Here is a 17,329-nt window from a genome sequence, read left to right as displayed (position 1 = left end):
GGTTAACGCAGGTCGCGGGATTTCGATTCATGAGGGCAATGAAATCAGGTGGGTCGGTTTTGCAATGGTAGATGGAATTCCCAAGTATGTGTCCGTGCGAGACCATCTGCGCGGAAGCATCAAACGGATGAAGGATGGGGCGCAGCTGCCCACGGAGTCCGAGCTTTGCACACGCTACAACGTCAGTCGGATTACGGTTCGTCATGCCATAGAAGATTTGATTCGTGAAGGGTTGATCGTTCGCAGTCAGGGCAAGGGTACCTTCAAGTTGAAATCGCCCTCATCCTCTCGTGAGGTGATCAACGGCCACATCAGGGGATTCTGGCGCCAGCAGCGTGACCTAGGCAAAACAGTCAAGACCCGGGTGCTTGGCAACAGGATTGTCAAGAACGCCGATTTTGCGTCCAAGTTGGGTATCGATGCTGACACAGACCTGATTGAACTGGAACGACTGCGTTATGTCGATGGCAATCTGCATCAATATGTCTGCACCTATCTGTCGGCTGTCCAGTTTCCGGAAATACTCGAGCATGATTTCTCCGATGGCTCCCTCTATAGTTTCATCGAGGAACAATACGACGTCAGGCTCGCCAGAAACGAGGTTGTGGTCCGCATCGAGAATGTCGATTCGCGGATCGCCGGATACTTTCATGTGGACAGGGGCCGGCCCGTGCTGGCCATGGACTCCACCGTCTTCGACGGATTCGGCTCGATGGTGGCATTCGGTATAGCTCTTCAACCGCCTGCATATTCCGAAATAGAGTTCGTCATCAACAGCATGCAGGACTCCAGATGATCACCGCGCTCAGAGAGGTCGTCAACGGTTAGTGGTCATGACTTCGAATGTGTCTGCTGCGTTTCGGCCATTTCGCCCCTGCTTCTGCTGCCGGGCTGCTTTTGAATGGCCTCATTTGCTTGTGCGTCAGGCTTGAATGGTTCGTCCTGCAGTGGATAGTATTGAACATATATGCCCGATTCCTCGCAATGAGTGCATCGGAGATGGGAAGGCAGGTACGACCATGGGGCGTCTTCAAGGCAGGAAAGAGCGCGAGCCGTTTGTGCTCGAGCATGCCAGTATCGCGACCGGTGATGAAAAAGGCACGGTTCAGAAGGATATGTCTGTTCTGGTGTCCGCGGATGGCCGGATAGAGCAGGTCTGCCCGACTCCGCTGGCCTACGTGCCCTCCGGATATCACCGAATCAACGCTACGGGCAAGTTTGTGGCACCTGGACTCATCAATGCTCATACCCATCTCTTTGCCGACGGCAAGCCCTTGTCTGGCGGTACGGACCTGTCGCCGCGTGTGGTCGATGCCGGTTTGAAGGTGGTGCACAGCCCCGCAGGCAGAGTCCTTATGGATGCCAGGATCAAGGGCAACGTTTCCACGCTGTTGAACTCGGGAGTGACGACCATTCGTACCCTGGGTGATGTGGGTTATGAGGCGGTTCGTCTGCGCGACAAGATTGATGCCGACGAGCTGACCGGCCCTCGTATGCTGGCTGCTGGTCCCCTGCTGGCGATTCCCGGAGGGCATGGCGATCCCTTCATTGCCCTGTCCTGCTCTTCTCCAGAAGAGGCCAGGCGTCGGACCAGGGAGAACCTGGATCATGGGGTCAATGCCATCAAGGTGGCTGCGACCGGCGGTGTCACCGATGCTACCAAGCTTGGCGAGGCCGGCAGCCCGCAGATGACCGAGGAGGAGATGGCCGCCGTCTGCGATGAGGCCCATGAGTTTGGTGTGTTGGTCGCAGCGCATGCCCAGAGCCCTGAGGGTGTCAAGGCCGCTCTCAAGGCAGGCGTGGATACTATCGAGCATGGCAGCGCTCTGGATGACGAGATGATCGGTCTCTTCCTTGACAATCCGCGCTCGCTTCGTGGCTTCTCGGCTTTGGACCCCACCCTGTCCGCCGGACTGCCTCTGGTCAAGATCAGTCAGCAGGAGCTGGGGATCAGCGATATAGTTCGCGGTAATTCTGAGCTGGTCGTTGACGGCATGGTCAAGAGTGCCAAGCAGGCTCATGAGAACGGCATTGCCGTCGGAGTCGGCACCGACACAGGCATGACCTTCGTGCCCCAGTACGGTACTTGGCGAGAACTCGATTATCTGGTGCGGTACGCGGACTTCACCCCGGCGCAGGCCTTCCACGCCGCCACTCAGGTCAATGCACGAAACCTGGGCTTCGACAGTGTCACCGGTTCGGTCGACACGGGCAAGGATGCAGATCTGATCGTCCTTGACGAGGACCCTGCCAAGAATGTGCGGACCCTGGCCAATCCCAAGCTGGTAATCGTCCGCGGCAAGCCGGTATGGCGGCCTGAGGTCAAGCACTTCGAGGAGATCGATCGCCTGCTCGACAGCTTCTGATCATTTGCTTCAGGGCCATTCAGAAGCGTGCAATAGTTTGGCCGGCTGATGGCTTCCCGATGACCGGGTGGTATGCAAGCATGTCGGTATGCAAATGGGAGAACCGAGAGTGGATCAGGTCGGCCCGGCCAAGGTTGTAGGAAGGTTGGCACCTTCGCCGACTGGGCGAATGCATCTGGGCAATATCTATGCATGTCTTGCGGCCTGGCTGGGTGTCAGGTCGCAAGGGTCTTGCGGGGTTCTGCGGCTTCGCATTGAAGACATAGATACGCCGCGTGTGGTCAAGGATGCCGGTCGCTGGATCATGGACGACCTGGCATGGTTGGGATTGGATTGGGATGGCGAGGTGGTCTACCAGTCCCAGCGCGCCGATGCCTACAGTCAGACATTGAAATTGCTGGAATCGCAGCAATTGATCGGCGGGCAGCCTCTGGTTTACCCCTGCTTCTGCTCCCGTGCTGACATCCGCGCGGCATCGGCGCCGAATGAAGGCGACGGGTTCATTGTCTACCCGGGCACCTGCCGAGGACTTTCCCATCGGATAGTCGATGAAAGGCTGGCCCGGGGGCAGAGACACAGCCTTCGGATTGCAGTCCCTGACCAGCCCGACGAGTCGGATGCCATCTGTCGCTTCGACGATCTGATATTTGGCCCGCAGTCCTTCAACTTGCCCAGGCAGGTCGGTGATGTGGTCGTCCAACGCTCGGATGGCTTGGTTTCCTACCAGCTGGCGGTGACGGTGGATGACCTGGCTATGGGCGTCAATCAGATTGTGCGAGGACGGGACCTGCTGAGGTCCACGGCCATTCAGATGTGGATCCGGAATCATCTTCAGCCGCAGGCTCCTAGTGTTCAGTACGCGCATTTGCCGCTGATTGACGGCGTGGACGGCAGAAGGATGTCCAAGCGCTTCGGATCGCCGGATCTGGGATCGCTCAGAAGAGACGGCTGGACGGCAAGGCAGGTGCTTGGGGTCTGTGGATGGCTCCTGGGACTCTTGGATCGACCCAGACCCGTGAGTGTGCAGGAGCTGCTGGATGGTTTCACGTGGAACATGTTGGCTGCTGACCGCAAGGACAGGAAGCTGGATCTGAGCAAGCTGGAAGTTTCCGAAGCAAAGCCGAATCTTTGAGTTCTCCGGTACTCAGCCGCGCCGATCATTTACGGCGTGTGTTTACCTGCCGGCTTTCAGGCTTACGGGAATTATTGTTTAGCGACTGCTGCATAGCAATATTCGTGACCGTGCAGCGTGACTCATCGATCCTGGTTCATTAGTTTTGCCGTTTGGTGCTCGGGATCGGAGCGAATTCCGGTATGAGCCACTGGCTACCATGGCCTCAGTCAAGGCTTCCGGATTTTAAGGAGGTAGCGGGTCATGGTCGCCTATATGGACCACAAGGATCTGGACAATCGGCAGATCAGCAGGGAACGAGCTGGGCAGATCGCGGATGGGGTCAAGCGTGTAGCTGAAAGAATCGCCAAAGCGGAGGACTCCGCCGGTCGAAAAGAAGGCTCGGTGACTCTGCTGGCGGCCACCAAGACCCGCGATGTGGGCGAAATCATGGCAGCCATCGATACCGGGGTGCGTCGGATTGGCGAGAACCGTCCTCAGGAAGTCACCGCCAAGGCCCAGGGGTTGTTGGAACTTTGTCGGGACAGGGGGTTGTCCCTCGGCACTGACACTACAGACAGTGATTCATCAAGCGCCAGCGTTGGCTTCCATCTTATTGGGCAGCTCCAATCCAACAAGATCAATAAGATCCTGCCATATGTCGACACGGTCGAGTCGGTCGACGGGCTCTCGCTGGCTCGGAAGCTGGCCACGCGGGCACTGGCTGCGGGCAGAACTGTGGGCATACTCCTGGAGGTCAACGAGTCCGGCGAGCAGGCCAAGTCGGGATGTGCCCCCGACCAGGCCCTGGATCTGGCTTATGAACTGGCTGCCATGGAGGGGATTCAGCTTAAGGGTCTGATGACCGTCGGTGCACATGTGGATGATGAGGCCATTATCAGGAGCGGATTTGCTCACCTGCGCGGTCTGCGCGACCGCATCAGGGATTCGGGGGAGCCGGGCACTGACACCTGCACCATGCTATCCATGGGAATGACCGGAGACATGGAGTATGCGGTAGCTGAGGGGTCGACCGAGGTCCGTGTAGGCACAGCCATCTTCGGCCCGCGGGCTTTTATCTGACCAGCCACTGCCTGTTTCGGAACCCGATTCTGTTAAGAGGACCGGCCTGGGGCTAGACTGTGCCCTATGAGAATCGCGCGTTTTTCCTACAAGGACACCCCACGATACGCTTTTGTCCAAACTGACAAGCAGGACGGCAAGGACTATCTGGTTGAGCTGAGCGGCTACCCCCTGACTGGCCAGCAGGTCGAACCCACCGGTCAGCGCTACCCTCTGGACGACGAGGATGTGCGGCTGCTGGCCCCGGTCATCCCCTCCAAGATCTACGGGGCGGCCAAGAACTACCGCGCCCATGCTGCCTACATGGCCGAACATGGCCAGTCCTCGAATCCGGAGCCTCCGGAGAATCTCATGCTCTTCATGAAGCCCTCCACCTCGGTTATCGGCCCTGACGACCCCATCGTCAAGCCCTCTTATAGCAAGGACATGAACTATGAGCCCGAGGTTGCCGTCGTCATGGGCAGGATGGCGCGGAAGGTGAGCGTCAACGAGGCCATGGACTATGTGCTGGGCTACACCTGTGTCAATGACGTAACCCTGCGTGACCTGCAGAAGAACGATCCCATGTGGACCCGTTGCAAGGGTTTTGACACCGCCTGCCCCCTCGGGCCCTGGATCGAGACCGACCTGGACTATCGTGACGCGAAGATTTCCTTCAAACTCAACGGGGAAGAGGTGCCTGAGGCCAGCGGCACCACCGCTAACCTGATCCATTCCATTCCTGAGCAGATCGCCTTCATCTCCAGCTTCGCCACCCTGCTGCCCGGCGATGTAATCATGACCGGCACGCCGCACGCCACAGGTTCCTTGAAAAACCGAGACGAGGCCACGGTTCAGGTTGAGGGAATAGGCTACCTGCGCAATGTGGTCATCGACGAGTAGCGAATAGCGGGAAAATAAGCGATATAAAAACTTGAGTCGTTTAGGCTCAAGTTTGGGAATAGGCATCCTCCTTTCGCTGTTGTAGAAGGCAGATGAACCCGTGACGGGGTCTGGTCGAATGATTCGGCTGGCCCCGCCGAAGAATGTTGGAGGATGCTCTATGAACGAAAACTTCACCACCATGGCTCAGCAGGCCATCGGCGATGCTATCCAGTCGGCCTCGGCGGCCGGCAACCCCCAGGTGGATGTGCTCCATCTGTTGGACTCTCTGCTGCGCCAGCAGTCCGGTGTGGTGCCTGGGCTGATTCAAGCCGCTGGTGGTGACAGCCAACGGGTCGGAGCCGAGGTCCGTCAGGCCCTGGTGGCTCTGCCGTCGGCCAGCGGATCCACGGCATCGCAGCCCGATGCCAGCCGTCAGCTCAGCATGGCCTTGGCTCAGGCAGAGAAGGAAATGCAAGCCATGGGGGACGAATACGTCTCCACCGAGCACCTGCTCATCGCCATTGCTCAAGGTCCCTCGCAGGCCGCCGATATTCTTAACCGAAACGGTCTGCAGGCCGATACCCTGCGCAAGGCCGTGCCACAGGTGCGTGGCGGCGCCAAGGTGACCAGCCCCGATGCCGAGGGTACCTATAAGGCTTTGGAAAAGTACTCCACCGACCTGACCGCCCAGGCCAAGGAGGGCAAGCTGGACCCGGTCATCGGCAGGGATCAGGAGATTCGTCGTGTCATGCAGATCCTGTCCCGGCGGACCAAGAACAACCCCGTCCTTATCGGCGAGCCTGGCGTGGGTAAGACAGCCGTGGTCGAAGGCCTGGCCGAACGCATCGTAGCCGGCGACGTGCCTACCACCCTGCAGGGCAAGAGGCTGATCTCCCTGGATCTGAGCTCCATGGTGGCTGGCAGCAAGTACCGTGGCGAATTCGAGGAACGACTCAAGGCTGTTCTCAACGAGATCAAGAGCGCCAACGGTCAGGTCATCACCTTCATTGATGAGATCCATACCATTGTCGGTGCTGGTGCCGCAGAGGGATCCATGGATGCAGGCAACATGCTCAAGCCCATGCTGGCCAGGGGAGAACTGCGCCTGATCGGCGCCACCACCCTGGACGAGTACCGTGAGAACATCGAGAAGGACCCGGCTCTGGAGCGCCGCTTCCAGCAGGTCTTCGTGGGCGAGCCCTCCGTGGAGGATACCGTGGCCATCCTGCGTGGTCTCAAGCAGCGTTACGAGGCTCACCACAAGGTGACCATCGGGGATGATGCCCTGGTGGCGGCAGCTACGTTGTCCAACCGGTATATCTCGGGTCGTCAGCTGCCAGACAAGGCCATCGACCTGGTTGACGAGGCCGCTGCCCACCTGAGGATGGAGCTGGATTCCCAGCCTGAGGAAATCGACGAGCTTCAACGTCGCGTCACCCGTCTGGAGATGGAGGAGATGCAGCTGAAGAAGGCCGATGACCCAGCCTCCAAGGACCGTCTAAGCAAGCTGCAGGCCGAGCTGGCGGACTCTCGCGAGAAGCTGGGCGGCCTCAAGGCTCGTTGGGAGAACGAGAAGGCCGGCCACAACAAGGTCGGCGATCTGCGTGCCCAGCTGGATGCCAAGCGGGTCGAGGCTGACAAGGCCACCCGCGAGGGCGACCTGGAGAAGGCTTCCCGTATCCTCTACGGGGAGATCCCCGGCATTCGTAAGCAGCTGGCCCAGGCGGAGAACGCGGCCGAGCAGGCCAAGAACGCCTCCAATGACGCTGGTCCCGATGGGGCTGACATCGCCGGGGGACCGGCCCAGGAACCCATGGTTCCCGACCATGTTGATGCGGATTCCGTAGCGGAGATCGTTTCGGACTGGACCGGTATCCCTGTGGGACGGCTCATGGAGGGCGAGAACGAGAAGCTCCTGCATATGGAGGACTACCTGGGCAAGCGGGTGGTCGGCCAGCAGGAGGCCATCCATGCGGTATCCGACGCGGTCCGGCGCTCGCGTGCCGGCATCGCCGATCCCGATCGGCCTACAGGATCCTTCATGTTCCTGGGCCCCACCGGCGTGGGCAAGACGGAGCTGGCCAAGGCTTTGGCTGACTTCCTCTTCGACGACGAGAAGGCCATGGTCCGCATCGACATGTCAGAGTACATGGAGAAGGCCTCGGTCTCCCGGCTGATCGGCGCTGCTCCCGGCTACGTGGGCTATGAGGAGGGTGGCCAGCTGACCGAAGCCGTCCGTAGGCGGCCCTACTCGGTGGTCCTCTTCGACGAGGTGGAGAAGGCCAACCCTGAGGTCTTCGACCTGCTGCTGCAGGTTCTGGATGACGGTCGGCTGACCGATGGCCAGGGCAGGACGGTGGATTTCAAGAACACCATTCTGATCATGACCTCCAACCTGGGCTCGCAGTTCCTGGTCCGGGACGACCTGGACGAGGATGGCAAGCGTAAGGCCGTTATGGATGCGGTGCATGCCAACTTCAAGCCTGAGTTCATCAACCGGCTGGACGATCTGGTCATCTTCCACCCGCTGACACGCGACGAGCTGGGTTCCATTGTGGATATCCAGGTCAAGCAGGTGGCCCAGCGGCTGACCGACCGGCGCATCACCCTTGATGTCACCGACTCCGCTAGGGAATGGCTGGCCAACATGGGATATGACCCGGCCTTCGGCGCTCGGCCTTTGCGTCGGCTGGTCCAGACCGAGGTGGGCGATCAGCTGGCCAGGATGTTGCTGGCTGGCAAGGTTCACGACGGCGACACAGTCCTGGTGGATCAGACCGGCGGCGACCACCTGGAGCTGACCGCTTGGCCCACTGAAAATCTGGTCGATGACTCAGTTACAGTCGACGATGTGACGGCTGATGGCGATGCCGATGCTGATGCTGATGCCGGTGATGGCGGACGCGACGGTGGTCGTGGCCGTCATGCCGCTCGTGGCGACGATCAGGGTCAGGCCCAGTCTCACTGAGATCAATTAAGGGTCGGCACCCGGGGTAATCCCGGGTGCCGACCCTTTTTGTGCCACATGTTGTGCTCTGTGGATTCAGTCCATAGCGGCCGCCGGATCCTTGCCCTCTTGCATGGACTCCCACTGGCTGTCGACGATGACTTGGGGGCGTCGTGCCGCTACAGTCGGTAGCTGGTCTGTGTCGATCAGGGCGAGGTGCAGCCAGCGACGGCGCAGGTGCCGGAGCCGATGCAGGCGACGAACATTGAGCATGGCAAGGATGGTGGACAGGGCCCCTGTTACTGCTGCAATCATGGGGTTGAGCATCCAGCCCAAGAAGGGTTGGCAGATTCCGGTGGCGATGACCAGGGCGATGACGTTGTAGACAGTGGACCAGGCCAGGTTCTGCCTGATGACCTGGGTGGTGGCTCGGCTCAGTTCGATGGCCCTGCCTGTCCCGTCCAGGTCGCCTTGGTGCAGGATCAGATCCGGGTGCGGCAGGTGAATGTCGTCCGTGGTATCGTCTGTGTCAGCCTGAAGTTTTGGACCCAAAGTGATGCCCACCTGAGCCCTGGCCGCCAGCTTGGGATCCGCTGTAGTACCAGCTGCGAGGGCCACCAGGCTGGTTCGGCCCTGCTCACCGGCGGATGCGGTGCCTTGACCAGTCCGATCCGCTGGAACGCCTCTGCTGGTCCGGGTCAGGTCGTGGATGAGACGATCCATACATTCGCGCTTGCGTTCGGGGGTCAGTCGCGTGATCAGCATATCCACGCCCGCCTGACGGGCCGCCCGCTCAATCCTGTCATCCGGCTGGCGGCTTCCATCCAGGATCAGGCTACTCACTCGCAAGGAGCGTAGATGGGTGGCGGTACGGGTCAGGGATTCCGCGTGGACACCCTGGCTCTCCGAGTCGTCGGAATCCAGCAGAGAGGAGTCGTCCAGAATCAGCGTGCGCACGCGGCCCAGGTGGTTCATGGCTCTTGGCGAAGTGAAGAGCAGACCATGGGCCAGGCCGGTCTCCAAGCTGGTTCGGAAGGCCATGGGGATGGTCATGGCTGCGACAGCGGGACAGGCGATGGTCAGTACGCAGACCGCATTGCCTACAGCGTGGGCCAAGTGGGGTTGCGGTCCCAGCATGAGCCAGAGCATGAAGGTCCAGACAGCCAGGATCATGATCAGGGCGATGGCTGTGTTGACAATCCGATCCATTCTGCGCATGGCGGGGGAGCGTTCGACCAGGGCCTGAGGGATGATCTTCACGAGTCTGGCTGCATAGGTGTTGTCGCCGGCGGCATCCACGCGGATGGACAGTCGACCCTCTAGAATCTTGCTGGAGGCCAGGATCCGGTCGCCGGGTCCGCAAGGCCGGGGTCGGTCGCCGCCGGTCAGCTCGCTGTCGTCCACCAGGGCCGACCCTGACTCCACAACCCCGTCCGCGGCTGGGCGCTCTCCTGTGCGCACCAGGAGCAAATCGCCTGGGCGAATCCGGTCACGTGCAAGAATCTGGGCGGGGACTGTCTGCGGATGCTTGGAATCGGCCACCAGGCCTGAGGCTGGTCGGATTTCTGTCAGATGGTTCAAAGAGGCCACCAGGGAGGCTTCCATTCTGGTGCCGATGACCCGGGCCAGCAATAGGAGGGTGATGACTACGCCGATCAGATCGAAGTATGGGGATCGGGAGCCCTCCGGCAGCAGGGACCCGGCCAGGCAGGTGGCCAGGCTGTACAGGTAGGCCAGGCTTGTGGCCAGCATGGCCAAAAGATCGGGGCTGCAGCGGTGCTCGGTCATGGACTTCCACCCGTCCATGAGTATTCCACGGCCGCAATAGAAGATGACTGGGGTTATCAGAATGGCCTGGACCCAGGGGCTGGTCAGCCAGGAGGGAATCAGTTCGGGGCCGAAGCGATCAAACAGATCTAGAACCAAAACTGGTGCGGTCAGCAGGGCGCTAATGATGGTAGGCCTGAGCAGACGGTGGCTGCGAGAGTCCAGATCGGCCCCCCATTTGCTCCAATCCTCGGGATCGCGCCAGGGGCGGTTGGCCGGGGAGTCTGCGCCTGCATCTTGGTCGCTGACATGAGCCGAAGGCATAAGGAAGTACCAGATGATCAGCCAGGTGACCGCACAGGCCACGACCAGATCGGCTATCGCCAGGAAGATATCGATACCCACGGATCTCCTTCGGTCTTGCTCCAACCCCTCAATATTTCCTATTCTGCCCGTCATTGCGGTTCGGCACTGGTCTTAAGGCCGATTCCTTGCGGAAAAAACGAATTCTCGAATTATCGCCGACAGCCTGCTGTGCCGATCTGACTTTCGGGTCCAGTCGTGGAGGTTTACTAGAACATATGTTCGATTCTACGTCATCGGTAGTCATGGTTGTGCTTCTCCTGCTGATCGGTATGGTCCTGGGAGGATTGGCCGGATATGCGCTGGGTCGGGCCCAGGGTCGAAGGGCCGTTGGCACGGGGTCTGACGGCCAGGTGGATGAGCTGCGTTCGCAGCTGGACCAGACTCAGGACAGGCTTCACGGATCCGAGGCGGCTCTGGTGGAGGCGCGGACCAAGGTGGACGGCCTGAACCGCGAGCTCTCCTTTGTCAAGTCCCAGCTGGCCCAGGCCCAGCAGGCCGAGCAAATCAGAATCGAGCAGGAGCGCCGCCGTACACAGGCTCAGGAGGAGGAGAAGCGGCGCAGGCAGGCTCAGAGCATGGAGGAGGAGAGCAAGGTGCTCTCGGCCCTGGCTCCCGTGCAGAAGAATCTGGATGCCCTCCAGCATAAGGTGGCCCAAATCGAGGAGGGTCGCAAGCAGGAGATGGGGTCCTTAGGGCAGCAGCTGAAGAGTTTGGGTGAGCAGCAGGGGCGGCTGGACAAGGAGACCAGCTCTCTGGCTTCGGCTCTGCGCAACAACAAGGTGCGCGGCGCCTGGGGAGAGGCTCAGCTCAGGAATATCGTCGAGTCGGCAGGGCTCTTGGAGCATGTGGACTTCGACACTCAGGTTGTGGTCACGGCCTCGGATGGTCGCGTTCTGCGCCCCGATATGGTGGTCCACCTGCCCGGCGGCAAGACTATTCCTATTGATGCCAAGGCTCCCTATTCCGACTATCAGCGGGCCTGCGAGATCCCCGACACTGCGTCGGATGACGAGTTGCGCCGCCGGGACGAGCTGCTCAAGGCACATGCCCGTGCTCTGCGCGAGCACGTCAAGGCCCTGGCCGATAAGGAGTACTGGAACGCCTTCGAGACGGCCCCGGACTTCGTGGTGGCCTTCATCCCCAACGATTCCCTTCTGCAGGCCGCTCTGGAGGTCGATCCCACCCTGATGGATGATGCCTTTGCCCAAAAGGTGGCTCTGACCTCGCCGGTGACCCTCTGGGCTGTGCTCAAGTCGGTGGCCTATGCCTGGCAGCAGCAGAACCTGTCCGAGGACGCTCGCACCCTATTCACGTTGACCCACGAGCTCTATGAACGCTTTGTGGTCCTGGGTGATCGTGCCAACAAACTAGGCCGTTCCATCACTGCCACGGTGACTGCCTACAACAAGTTCGCATCCTCTTTGGAATCGCGGGTTCTGGTTACCGCCCGCAAATTGCAGCAGATGGACCCTTCCAAGGTCATCGATTCGGTCGACATGATCGATTCAGACAAGGGCAATATCAGGGAGCTGACCGCGCCGGAAGTTTTGCCTGACCAAGGGCAGTGAGTGCCGCTTAGGGGCCTCCGGCGCTAGTCTGATAAGCATGAACGAGGCATCGAAGAGACAAGAGGGTTCATCCTTCAGGCCCACTGGGTCGCCTGATCTGGTCGGGCGCAAATCCGACACGGACCTGCCTGAGCCGGTCGATCAGTTGCGCGAACTCCTGGCCCAGGAGATCGGCGGGCGTCCCTTCACCGAGCTGAGCGGGGTCACCTTCCACCACCGCGGGGCCGAACTTGCCGGGCACGTTCTTCTGGATACCCTGGAGGATGCGGGCTATTCAGTCGACGATTTCGATGCGGTCGGGGCCCTGACCGCCGCTGCCGTGCCACTGGCTGATGCCATGCTTCATGCCGCAGCCTCGCGCGGGCAGGATCTGGACGCCTTCGTCATGGACTTCGTCTACCCCTCCATCAAGGGCCCATCCATCGAAGGCAGGCGGGTCATCCTGCTGGATGCCTGGCTGGGCCGGAAATCCTATGTGCAAACTTCATCCCTGGTTACCTTGGGCAAGAATAACGAGCTGAATCTTGACTGCGGGATCATTCAGCACCAGGGCGCGAAGACGTTGGCTATCGCTTCGCTGGTGGGCGGCCGGACAGACGGCAGCATTCAGGTGGTCGATCCGGTGGACGGATCCCGGCAGCAGCTGCCCTTCATCTGCGCCTACCAGGAGGATCAGTTCGTCGGCACTGCCGACGGTTCGCCGGAGCGATCATGAGGGAGCCTGATCCAGTCACCCGAGCGGCCATGGCCTCGGATGAGCCGGTCTTCCGGCAAGTGGGGGTTGGCCCCTGGCAGGAAGAGCATCCTGAGCAGCCCCTTCCGATAGACCCGCGCTATGACCGTGAACTGCTGGATCAGGGGGACCGCCGCAACGTTCTGGACCAGTACCGCTACTGGAAGGTCGAGGCTATTCGGGACGACTTGGATCGCCGGGGCCGTCATGATTTCGAGGTGGCTGTGGAGAACTGGACACACGACTTCAATATCGGCTCCATGGTCAGAACCGCTAATGCCTTTGCCGCCCGCCGCGTCCATATAGTCGGTCCTCACAAATGGAACCGCAAAGGCTCCCTGATGACCGAGCTCTACCAGCACGTGGTCCACGACCCCGACATAGCAACCATGGCGACCACCCTGCAGGAAGAGGCAGCCGGGCAGGGGGAGTCCATGCCCCGTATGATCGCCATCGACAATGTCCCTGGGGCCGTTCCCATGGAGACCTATAGCTTCCCTCGTCGCTGCCTGCTCATGTTCGGCGCCGAGGGGCCGGGGCTCTCCGAGAAGGCCTTGGAGTTGGCCGACGATGTGGTCTACATCTCCCAGTTTGGATCGGTGCGATCCATCAATGCGGGGGCTGCGGCTGCCGTGGCCATGCACTCCTGGATCTGCCAGCATGCGGAGGTGGCTGGTCCATGATTGTCATCGACTCACTGACCAAGCGTTTCGGCTCCCGCAAAGCACTGGACCGTGTCTCCTTCACGGCCAGAGACGGTCGGGTGACCGGGTTTGTGGGGCCTAAAGGCGCTGGCAAGTCGACCACACTGCGCATCGCTCTAGGGCTGGTTCGTCCTGATTCAGGCAGAGCCCTGTTCGACGGCCAGCCGTTCGTCCGGCTCTCATCGCCCATGCGGACAGTAGGAGCAGTACTGAATCCACGCAATGCCCATCCTGCATGCAATGCCAGGAACCACCTGCTGGCCCTGGCTGCAGTCAATGGCATCGATCAGCGTCGGGTGAACCAGGTACTGGAGATGGTTGGCCTGCAATCGGTCGCCGATAGATCGACGGGTTCTTTTTCTTTGGGGATGAGTCAGCGGCTGGCCCTGGCCGCAGCCCTCCTGGGCGACCCACGCAACATGGTTCTGGATGATTCCTTTGATGGACTGGATCCGGAGGGAGCCGAGAGGATGAGGGGCATCTGGCACAGCCTTGCCTCACAGGGAAAGGCAGTCCTCCTAAGCTCCCGTAAGATAAACAAGTTGGCTGAAATCGCTGACGATCTGGTCATCATCGCCAAGGGGCAGATACTGGAGAGAACGACCGTGGCCCGGTTCATTGGCGAGCACTCCCGTGACTCCATCTATGCGGTGACGCCGCAGCCCGACCAATTAAAGGCCGCTCTGGCAACGGCTGCCGGAATCAGCATCACTCGTCTGCCGCCAGACGAGAACTGTCCGCCAGATGCCGCCCGCTTCCGCATCCAGGGTGCGCCCTTGGCATCCACAGCCTCGATTCTGGCCCAGGAGGGTGTGGTTCTCTACGACTTCCAGCAGGAGGAAGTTTCCCTGGAACAGGCTTACAAGGACATCATCCATGGGAGAAGGGGCGCGCGGCAGAGTGATTCAGAGGCAAGACTGTGAGTGCTGACAACGGTCGTCGGGCCCGTCGGAGTCGGCGAGAGGTACCCGCAGGACTTGATTACGCAACTCCACGGCATGGCTCCGCTTTTACCAGGTTGCGTCGGACCTCGGGGCTGTCCTTCATGGATTTGCATCGGCCATCCGGTCACTTGACCCTTTCCGGGGCGGTCCGAGGGGAGCTGCGCAAGATGTTCTCCCTGCGATCGACCTGGGTTCTGCTGCTGATCGTCATGCTCTTGCAGCCGTTGACCACTGGCCTGATGGCTTGTGCGCCCCGGGTATTGGCTGGCCTGGGGCGACAGACCAGCCAATACCCGGCCCGCCTCATGCCTGCCTCCAGTGACGTTTTCTGGTCGGCCGTCGCAGCTGGCCTGTTTCCGGCCATGATCGTGGCGGCCATTCTGGGGGTTCTGGCCCTCACGCGTGAATTTTCCGGCGCCACCATTGAGAGCACGCTGACGGCCAATCCTCGTCGAGGCATGGTCCTCATGGCCAAGGGCTTTGTTCTGGCCTTGCTGACTTGGCTGGCGGCACAGGTGGGCCTGCTGCTCAGCTGGATACTGGCGACCCTGCTTCTATCAGTCAGATCCGGCATCTTGCCTGCCTCCAATCCTGGTCTGGCCCTGATTGATTTGCTGGGCGGCCCGCTCATGCTGGTCCTCTTCGCCTTGATGGGTCTGGGTCTGGGAGCCTTGAGCCGATCCAAGGCCGGCGGGATCGGCCTGTTTCTTGGACTGACCTTGATCCTGCCATTGATTCTGGGCATCCTGCGGGGTTTGATCCCTCATGTCGACTGGCTGCAGATTCCCTTCAGGCTGACCCCAACCAGCCTGCTGGTCACCTTCCTCTCGGGCCTGGGCCGGACTGCAGAAGCAGGTCGCGGATGGTGGCCCACCTGGTGGCAGGCCGGCCTGATCATGATGGTCTGGACAGCCCTATGCTGTGCTCTGGGAACCCTGGTCTTCCGGCGCGCAGACATCGGTTGACCCTGTCTTCTGCGTGTCATAGAGCACCCATATGATAAGTGGTATGCCAACTTTTACACGTGAAGAGATCAAGCACTTGGGCGATCTGGCCCGTATTGCCTTGACCGATCAGGAGGCCGACCGCCTCAAGGGCGAACTCAACGTGATCGCCGATTCCATCACCAAGGTCCAGGAGGTGGCCGGCGATGATGTGCCCCCCACTGCCAATCCCATCCCCCTGGAGGCCTATCTGCGTCCCGATGAGGCTGAAGAGCCGCTGACCCAGGAGGCTGCCCTTTCGGGGGCGCCGGTAACTGAGTCCGGTATGTTCGTGGCCCCGCGCATTCTGGGTGAGGAGTGAGACGATGAGTGCACAGGAAGAATTGGTCAAACAATCCGCCTCCGACATGGCCGCACAGCTGCGGTCGGGGCAGGTCTCCAGCCGCGAGCTGGTTCAGGCTCATCTGGATGTGATCGAAGCCGCCGAGCCCAGCATTGATGCATTTCTGCAGGTCAGCGCTGATCAGGCCCTGGAGCAGGCTGACGCTTTCGATAAGCGCATGGCCCATGAAGGCGCCGAGGGGCTGCCGGAACTGGCCGGCGTTCCCATTGCCATCAAGGACATGATCGTCACCAAGGGCATTCCCACTACGGCTGCCTCCAAGATCCTCGAGGGCTGGGTACCACCTTACGATGCCACCGTCATCAAGAAGCTCAAGGCCGCAGGCATGCCTATTCTGGGCAAGACCAACCTGGATGAGTTCGCCCAGGGGTCTTCCACTGAGCACTCGGCCTTCAAGCCCACACACAACCCCTGGGATACCGAGCGGGTCCCGGGCGGTTCAGGCGGCGGTTCGGCTTCGGCTGTCGGCGCCTTTGAGGCTCCGCTGGCCCTGGGCACCGACACTGGTGGGTCCATTCGCCAACCCGGATCCCTGACCGGCACCGTGGGTGTCAAACCCACCTATGGCGGTGTTTCCAGGTTCGGGGCCATCGCCATGGCATCCTCCCTGGATCAGATTGGTCCGGTCTCCAGGTCAGTGTTGGACGCCGCCTTGCTGCAGGAGATCATTGGTGGGTATGACCGCCGAGACTCCACCTCGATTCCCAAGCCGGTTCCCCCTCTGGGCCAGGCTGCTCGTCAGGGCCAGAAGCGCGATCTGAAGGGCCTCAAGGTGGGCCTGGTCAAGGAGCTGGGCGGCGAGGGCTATCAGCCCGGCGTCGAAGCACGTTTCAACGAGGCTGTCTCGCTGCTGGAATCCATGGGCGCCGAGGTGGTTCAGGTCTCCTGCCCGCACTTCCCATACGCGCTGGCTGCTTACTACATCATCATGCCCTCTGAGGTCTCCTCCAACCTGGCCCGTTACGACGGCATGCGCTACGGCCTGCGGGTCATGCCTCCCGATGGCGTCCCCCAGACGGCAGCCAACATGATGGCCGCCACACGTGAGGCCGGGTTCGGCGACGAGGTCAAGCGCAGGATCATCCTGGGTATCTACGCCCTCTCCGCCGGCTACTACGATGCCTGGTACGGCTCAGCTCAGAAGGTCCGCACCCTGGTCATCCGCGACTTTGAGAAGGCCTTCGAGCAGGCCGATGTCCTGGTATCGCCCACTTCGCCGACCACGGCCTTCCGTTTCGGCGAGAAGATGGACGATCCGCTGGCCATGTACCTGAACGATGTGGCCACCATTCCGGCCAATCTGGCCGGCACTCCGGCCATGTCGATTCCCGCCGGGCTCAGCGACGACGGGCTGCCTGTCGGCTTCCAGTTCTTTGCCCCCCAGATGCGCGATGAGGTCATGTACCGGCCTGCCGCCGCTCTTGAGGCGGCCCTGGAGGAGCAGTGGGGCGGACCCATCTCCCAGAAGTTGTCCACCCCCTGGCTGGATGGCCTGGCCCAGGGATCGAACAAGTAGGCATCGGAAGGAA

14 protein-coding genes are annotated in these 17,329 nt (G+C 60.8%); 13 read left to right on the top strand and 1 reads right to left on the bottom strand.

All coding sequences use genetic code 11. The annotated features are described in order from the left end of the window. Positions 1-64 precede the first annotated feature (64 nt). From ACVWNW_RS03860 to clpB, 6 genes are all read left to right on the top strand, one after another. Positions 65-796: a GntR family transcriptional regulator gene (locus tag ACVWNW_RS03860; protein ID WP_454483136.1), complete on the top strand. Its 732-nt coding sequence runs from the start codon at positions 65-67 to the stop codon at positions 794-796. A 223-nt stretch (positions 797-1,019) separates the two neighbouring features. Next, on the top strand, positions 1,020-2,366 hold the full coding sequence (locus tag ACVWNW_RS03855) for a metal-dependent hydrolase family protein (RefSeq protein ID WP_454483134.1): 1,347 nt from the start codon (positions 1,020-1,022) through the stop codon (positions 2,364-2,366). A gap of 94 nt (positions 2,367-2,460) precedes the next feature. Then, the gene (gene gluQRS / locus ACVWNW_RS03850) at positions 2,461-3,498 is read left to right on the top strand and encodes a tRNA glutamyl-Q(34) synthetase GluQRS (protein ID WP_454483132.1); all 1,038 of its coding nucleotides are present in this window, start codon (positions 2,461-2,463) and stop codon (positions 3,496-3,498) included. A gap of 243 nt (positions 3,499-3,741) precedes the next feature. Further along, entirely contained in the window at positions 3,742-4,560 is an 819-nt protein-coding gene (locus ACVWNW_RS03845; RefSeq protein ID WP_454483130.1) for a YggS family pyridoxal phosphate-dependent enzyme, read from the top strand. 66 nt (positions 4,561-4,626) lie between these two features. Continuing rightward, a complete protein-coding gene (locus tag ACVWNW_RS03840; protein WP_121912918.1) occupies positions 4,627-5,442 on the top strand; it encodes a fumarylacetoacetate hydrolase family protein in 816 nt (271 codons plus the stop codon). Positions 5,443-5,602: 160 nt separating this feature from the next. Then, the gene (clpB, locus tag ACVWNW_RS03835; protein WP_454483127.1) at positions 5,603-8,392 is read left to right on the top strand and encodes an ATP-dependent chaperone ClpB; all 2,790 of its coding nucleotides are present in this window, start codon (positions 5,603-5,605) and stop codon (positions 8,390-8,392) included. 75 nt (positions 8,393-8,467) lie between these two features. Here the strand turns inward: clpB and ACVWNW_RS03830 are convergent, their stop codons facing one another. Continuing rightward, positions 8,468-10,543, bottom strand: coding sequence for a P-type ATPase (locus ACVWNW_RS03830; protein ID WP_454483125.1), 2,076 nt, complete (start codon positions 10,541-10,543; stop codon positions 8,468-8,470). Positions 10,544-10,719: 176 nt separating this feature from the next. Between ACVWNW_RS03830 and ACVWNW_RS03825 the strand changes: the two genes are divergently transcribed. From ACVWNW_RS03825 to gatA, 7 genes are read left to right on the top strand one after another with little or no spacing between them, the layout of a single operon-like run. After that, positions 10,720-12,072 (top strand): DNA recombination protein RmuC, encoded by a 1,353-nt coding sequence (locus ACVWNW_RS03825; RefSeq protein WP_211119950.1) that lies wholly within the window; start codon positions 10,720-10,722, stop codon positions 12,070-12,072. 37 nt (positions 12,073-12,109) lie between these two features. Then, positions 12,110-12,787: a type I phosphoribosyltransferase gene (locus tag ACVWNW_RS03820; RefSeq protein ID WP_454483123.1), complete on the top strand. Its 678-nt coding sequence runs from the start codon at positions 12,110-12,112 to the stop codon at positions 12,785-12,787. After that, positions 12,784-13,488 carry a TrmH family RNA methyltransferase gene (locus tag ACVWNW_RS03815; RefSeq protein WP_261253526.1) on the top strand — a complete coding sequence of 235 codons (705 nt, stop codon included), beginning with the start codon at positions 12,784-12,786 and terminating at the stop codon, positions 13,486-13,488. The genes ACVWNW_RS03820 and ACVWNW_RS03815 overlap by 4 nt, the downstream gene beginning before the upstream one ends. Continuing rightward, complete coding sequence (locus ACVWNW_RS03810) at positions 13,485-14,432, top strand: ATP-binding cassette domain-containing protein (protein WP_454483121.1); 948 nt, start codon at positions 13,485-13,487, stop codon at positions 14,430-14,432. Before ACVWNW_RS03815 ends, ACVWNW_RS03810 begins: the two co-directional genes overlap by 4 nt. Continuing rightward, positions 14,429-15,418, top strand: coding sequence for an ABC transporter permease subunit (locus ACVWNW_RS03805; RefSeq protein ID WP_461196319.1), 990 nt, complete (start codon positions 14,429-14,431; stop codon positions 15,416-15,418). Before ACVWNW_RS03810 ends, ACVWNW_RS03805 begins: the two co-directional genes overlap by 4 nt. Positions 15,419-15,461: 43 nt before the next feature. Further along, entirely contained in the window at positions 15,462-15,758 is a 297-nt protein-coding gene (gatC, locus tag ACVWNW_RS03800; RefSeq protein ID WP_015022515.1) for an Asp-tRNA(Asn)/Glu-tRNA(Gln) amidotransferase subunit GatC, read from the top strand. Positions 15,759-15,762: 4 nt separating this feature from the next. After that, the gene (gene gatA / locus ACVWNW_RS03795; RefSeq protein WP_454483117.1) at positions 15,763-17,316 is read left to right on the top strand and encodes an Asp-tRNA(Asn)/Glu-tRNA(Gln) amidotransferase subunit GatA; all 1,554 of its coding nucleotides are present in this window, start codon (positions 15,763-15,765) and stop codon (positions 17,314-17,316) included. The last annotated feature ends 13 nt before the right edge of the window (positions 17,317-17,329 follow it).

Source organism: Bifidobacterium sp. JNUCC 75 (assembly GCF_054819865.1).
Note: the sequence above shows the minus strand (reverse complement) of the source record. Positions and strands in the feature narration are given on the sequence as shown.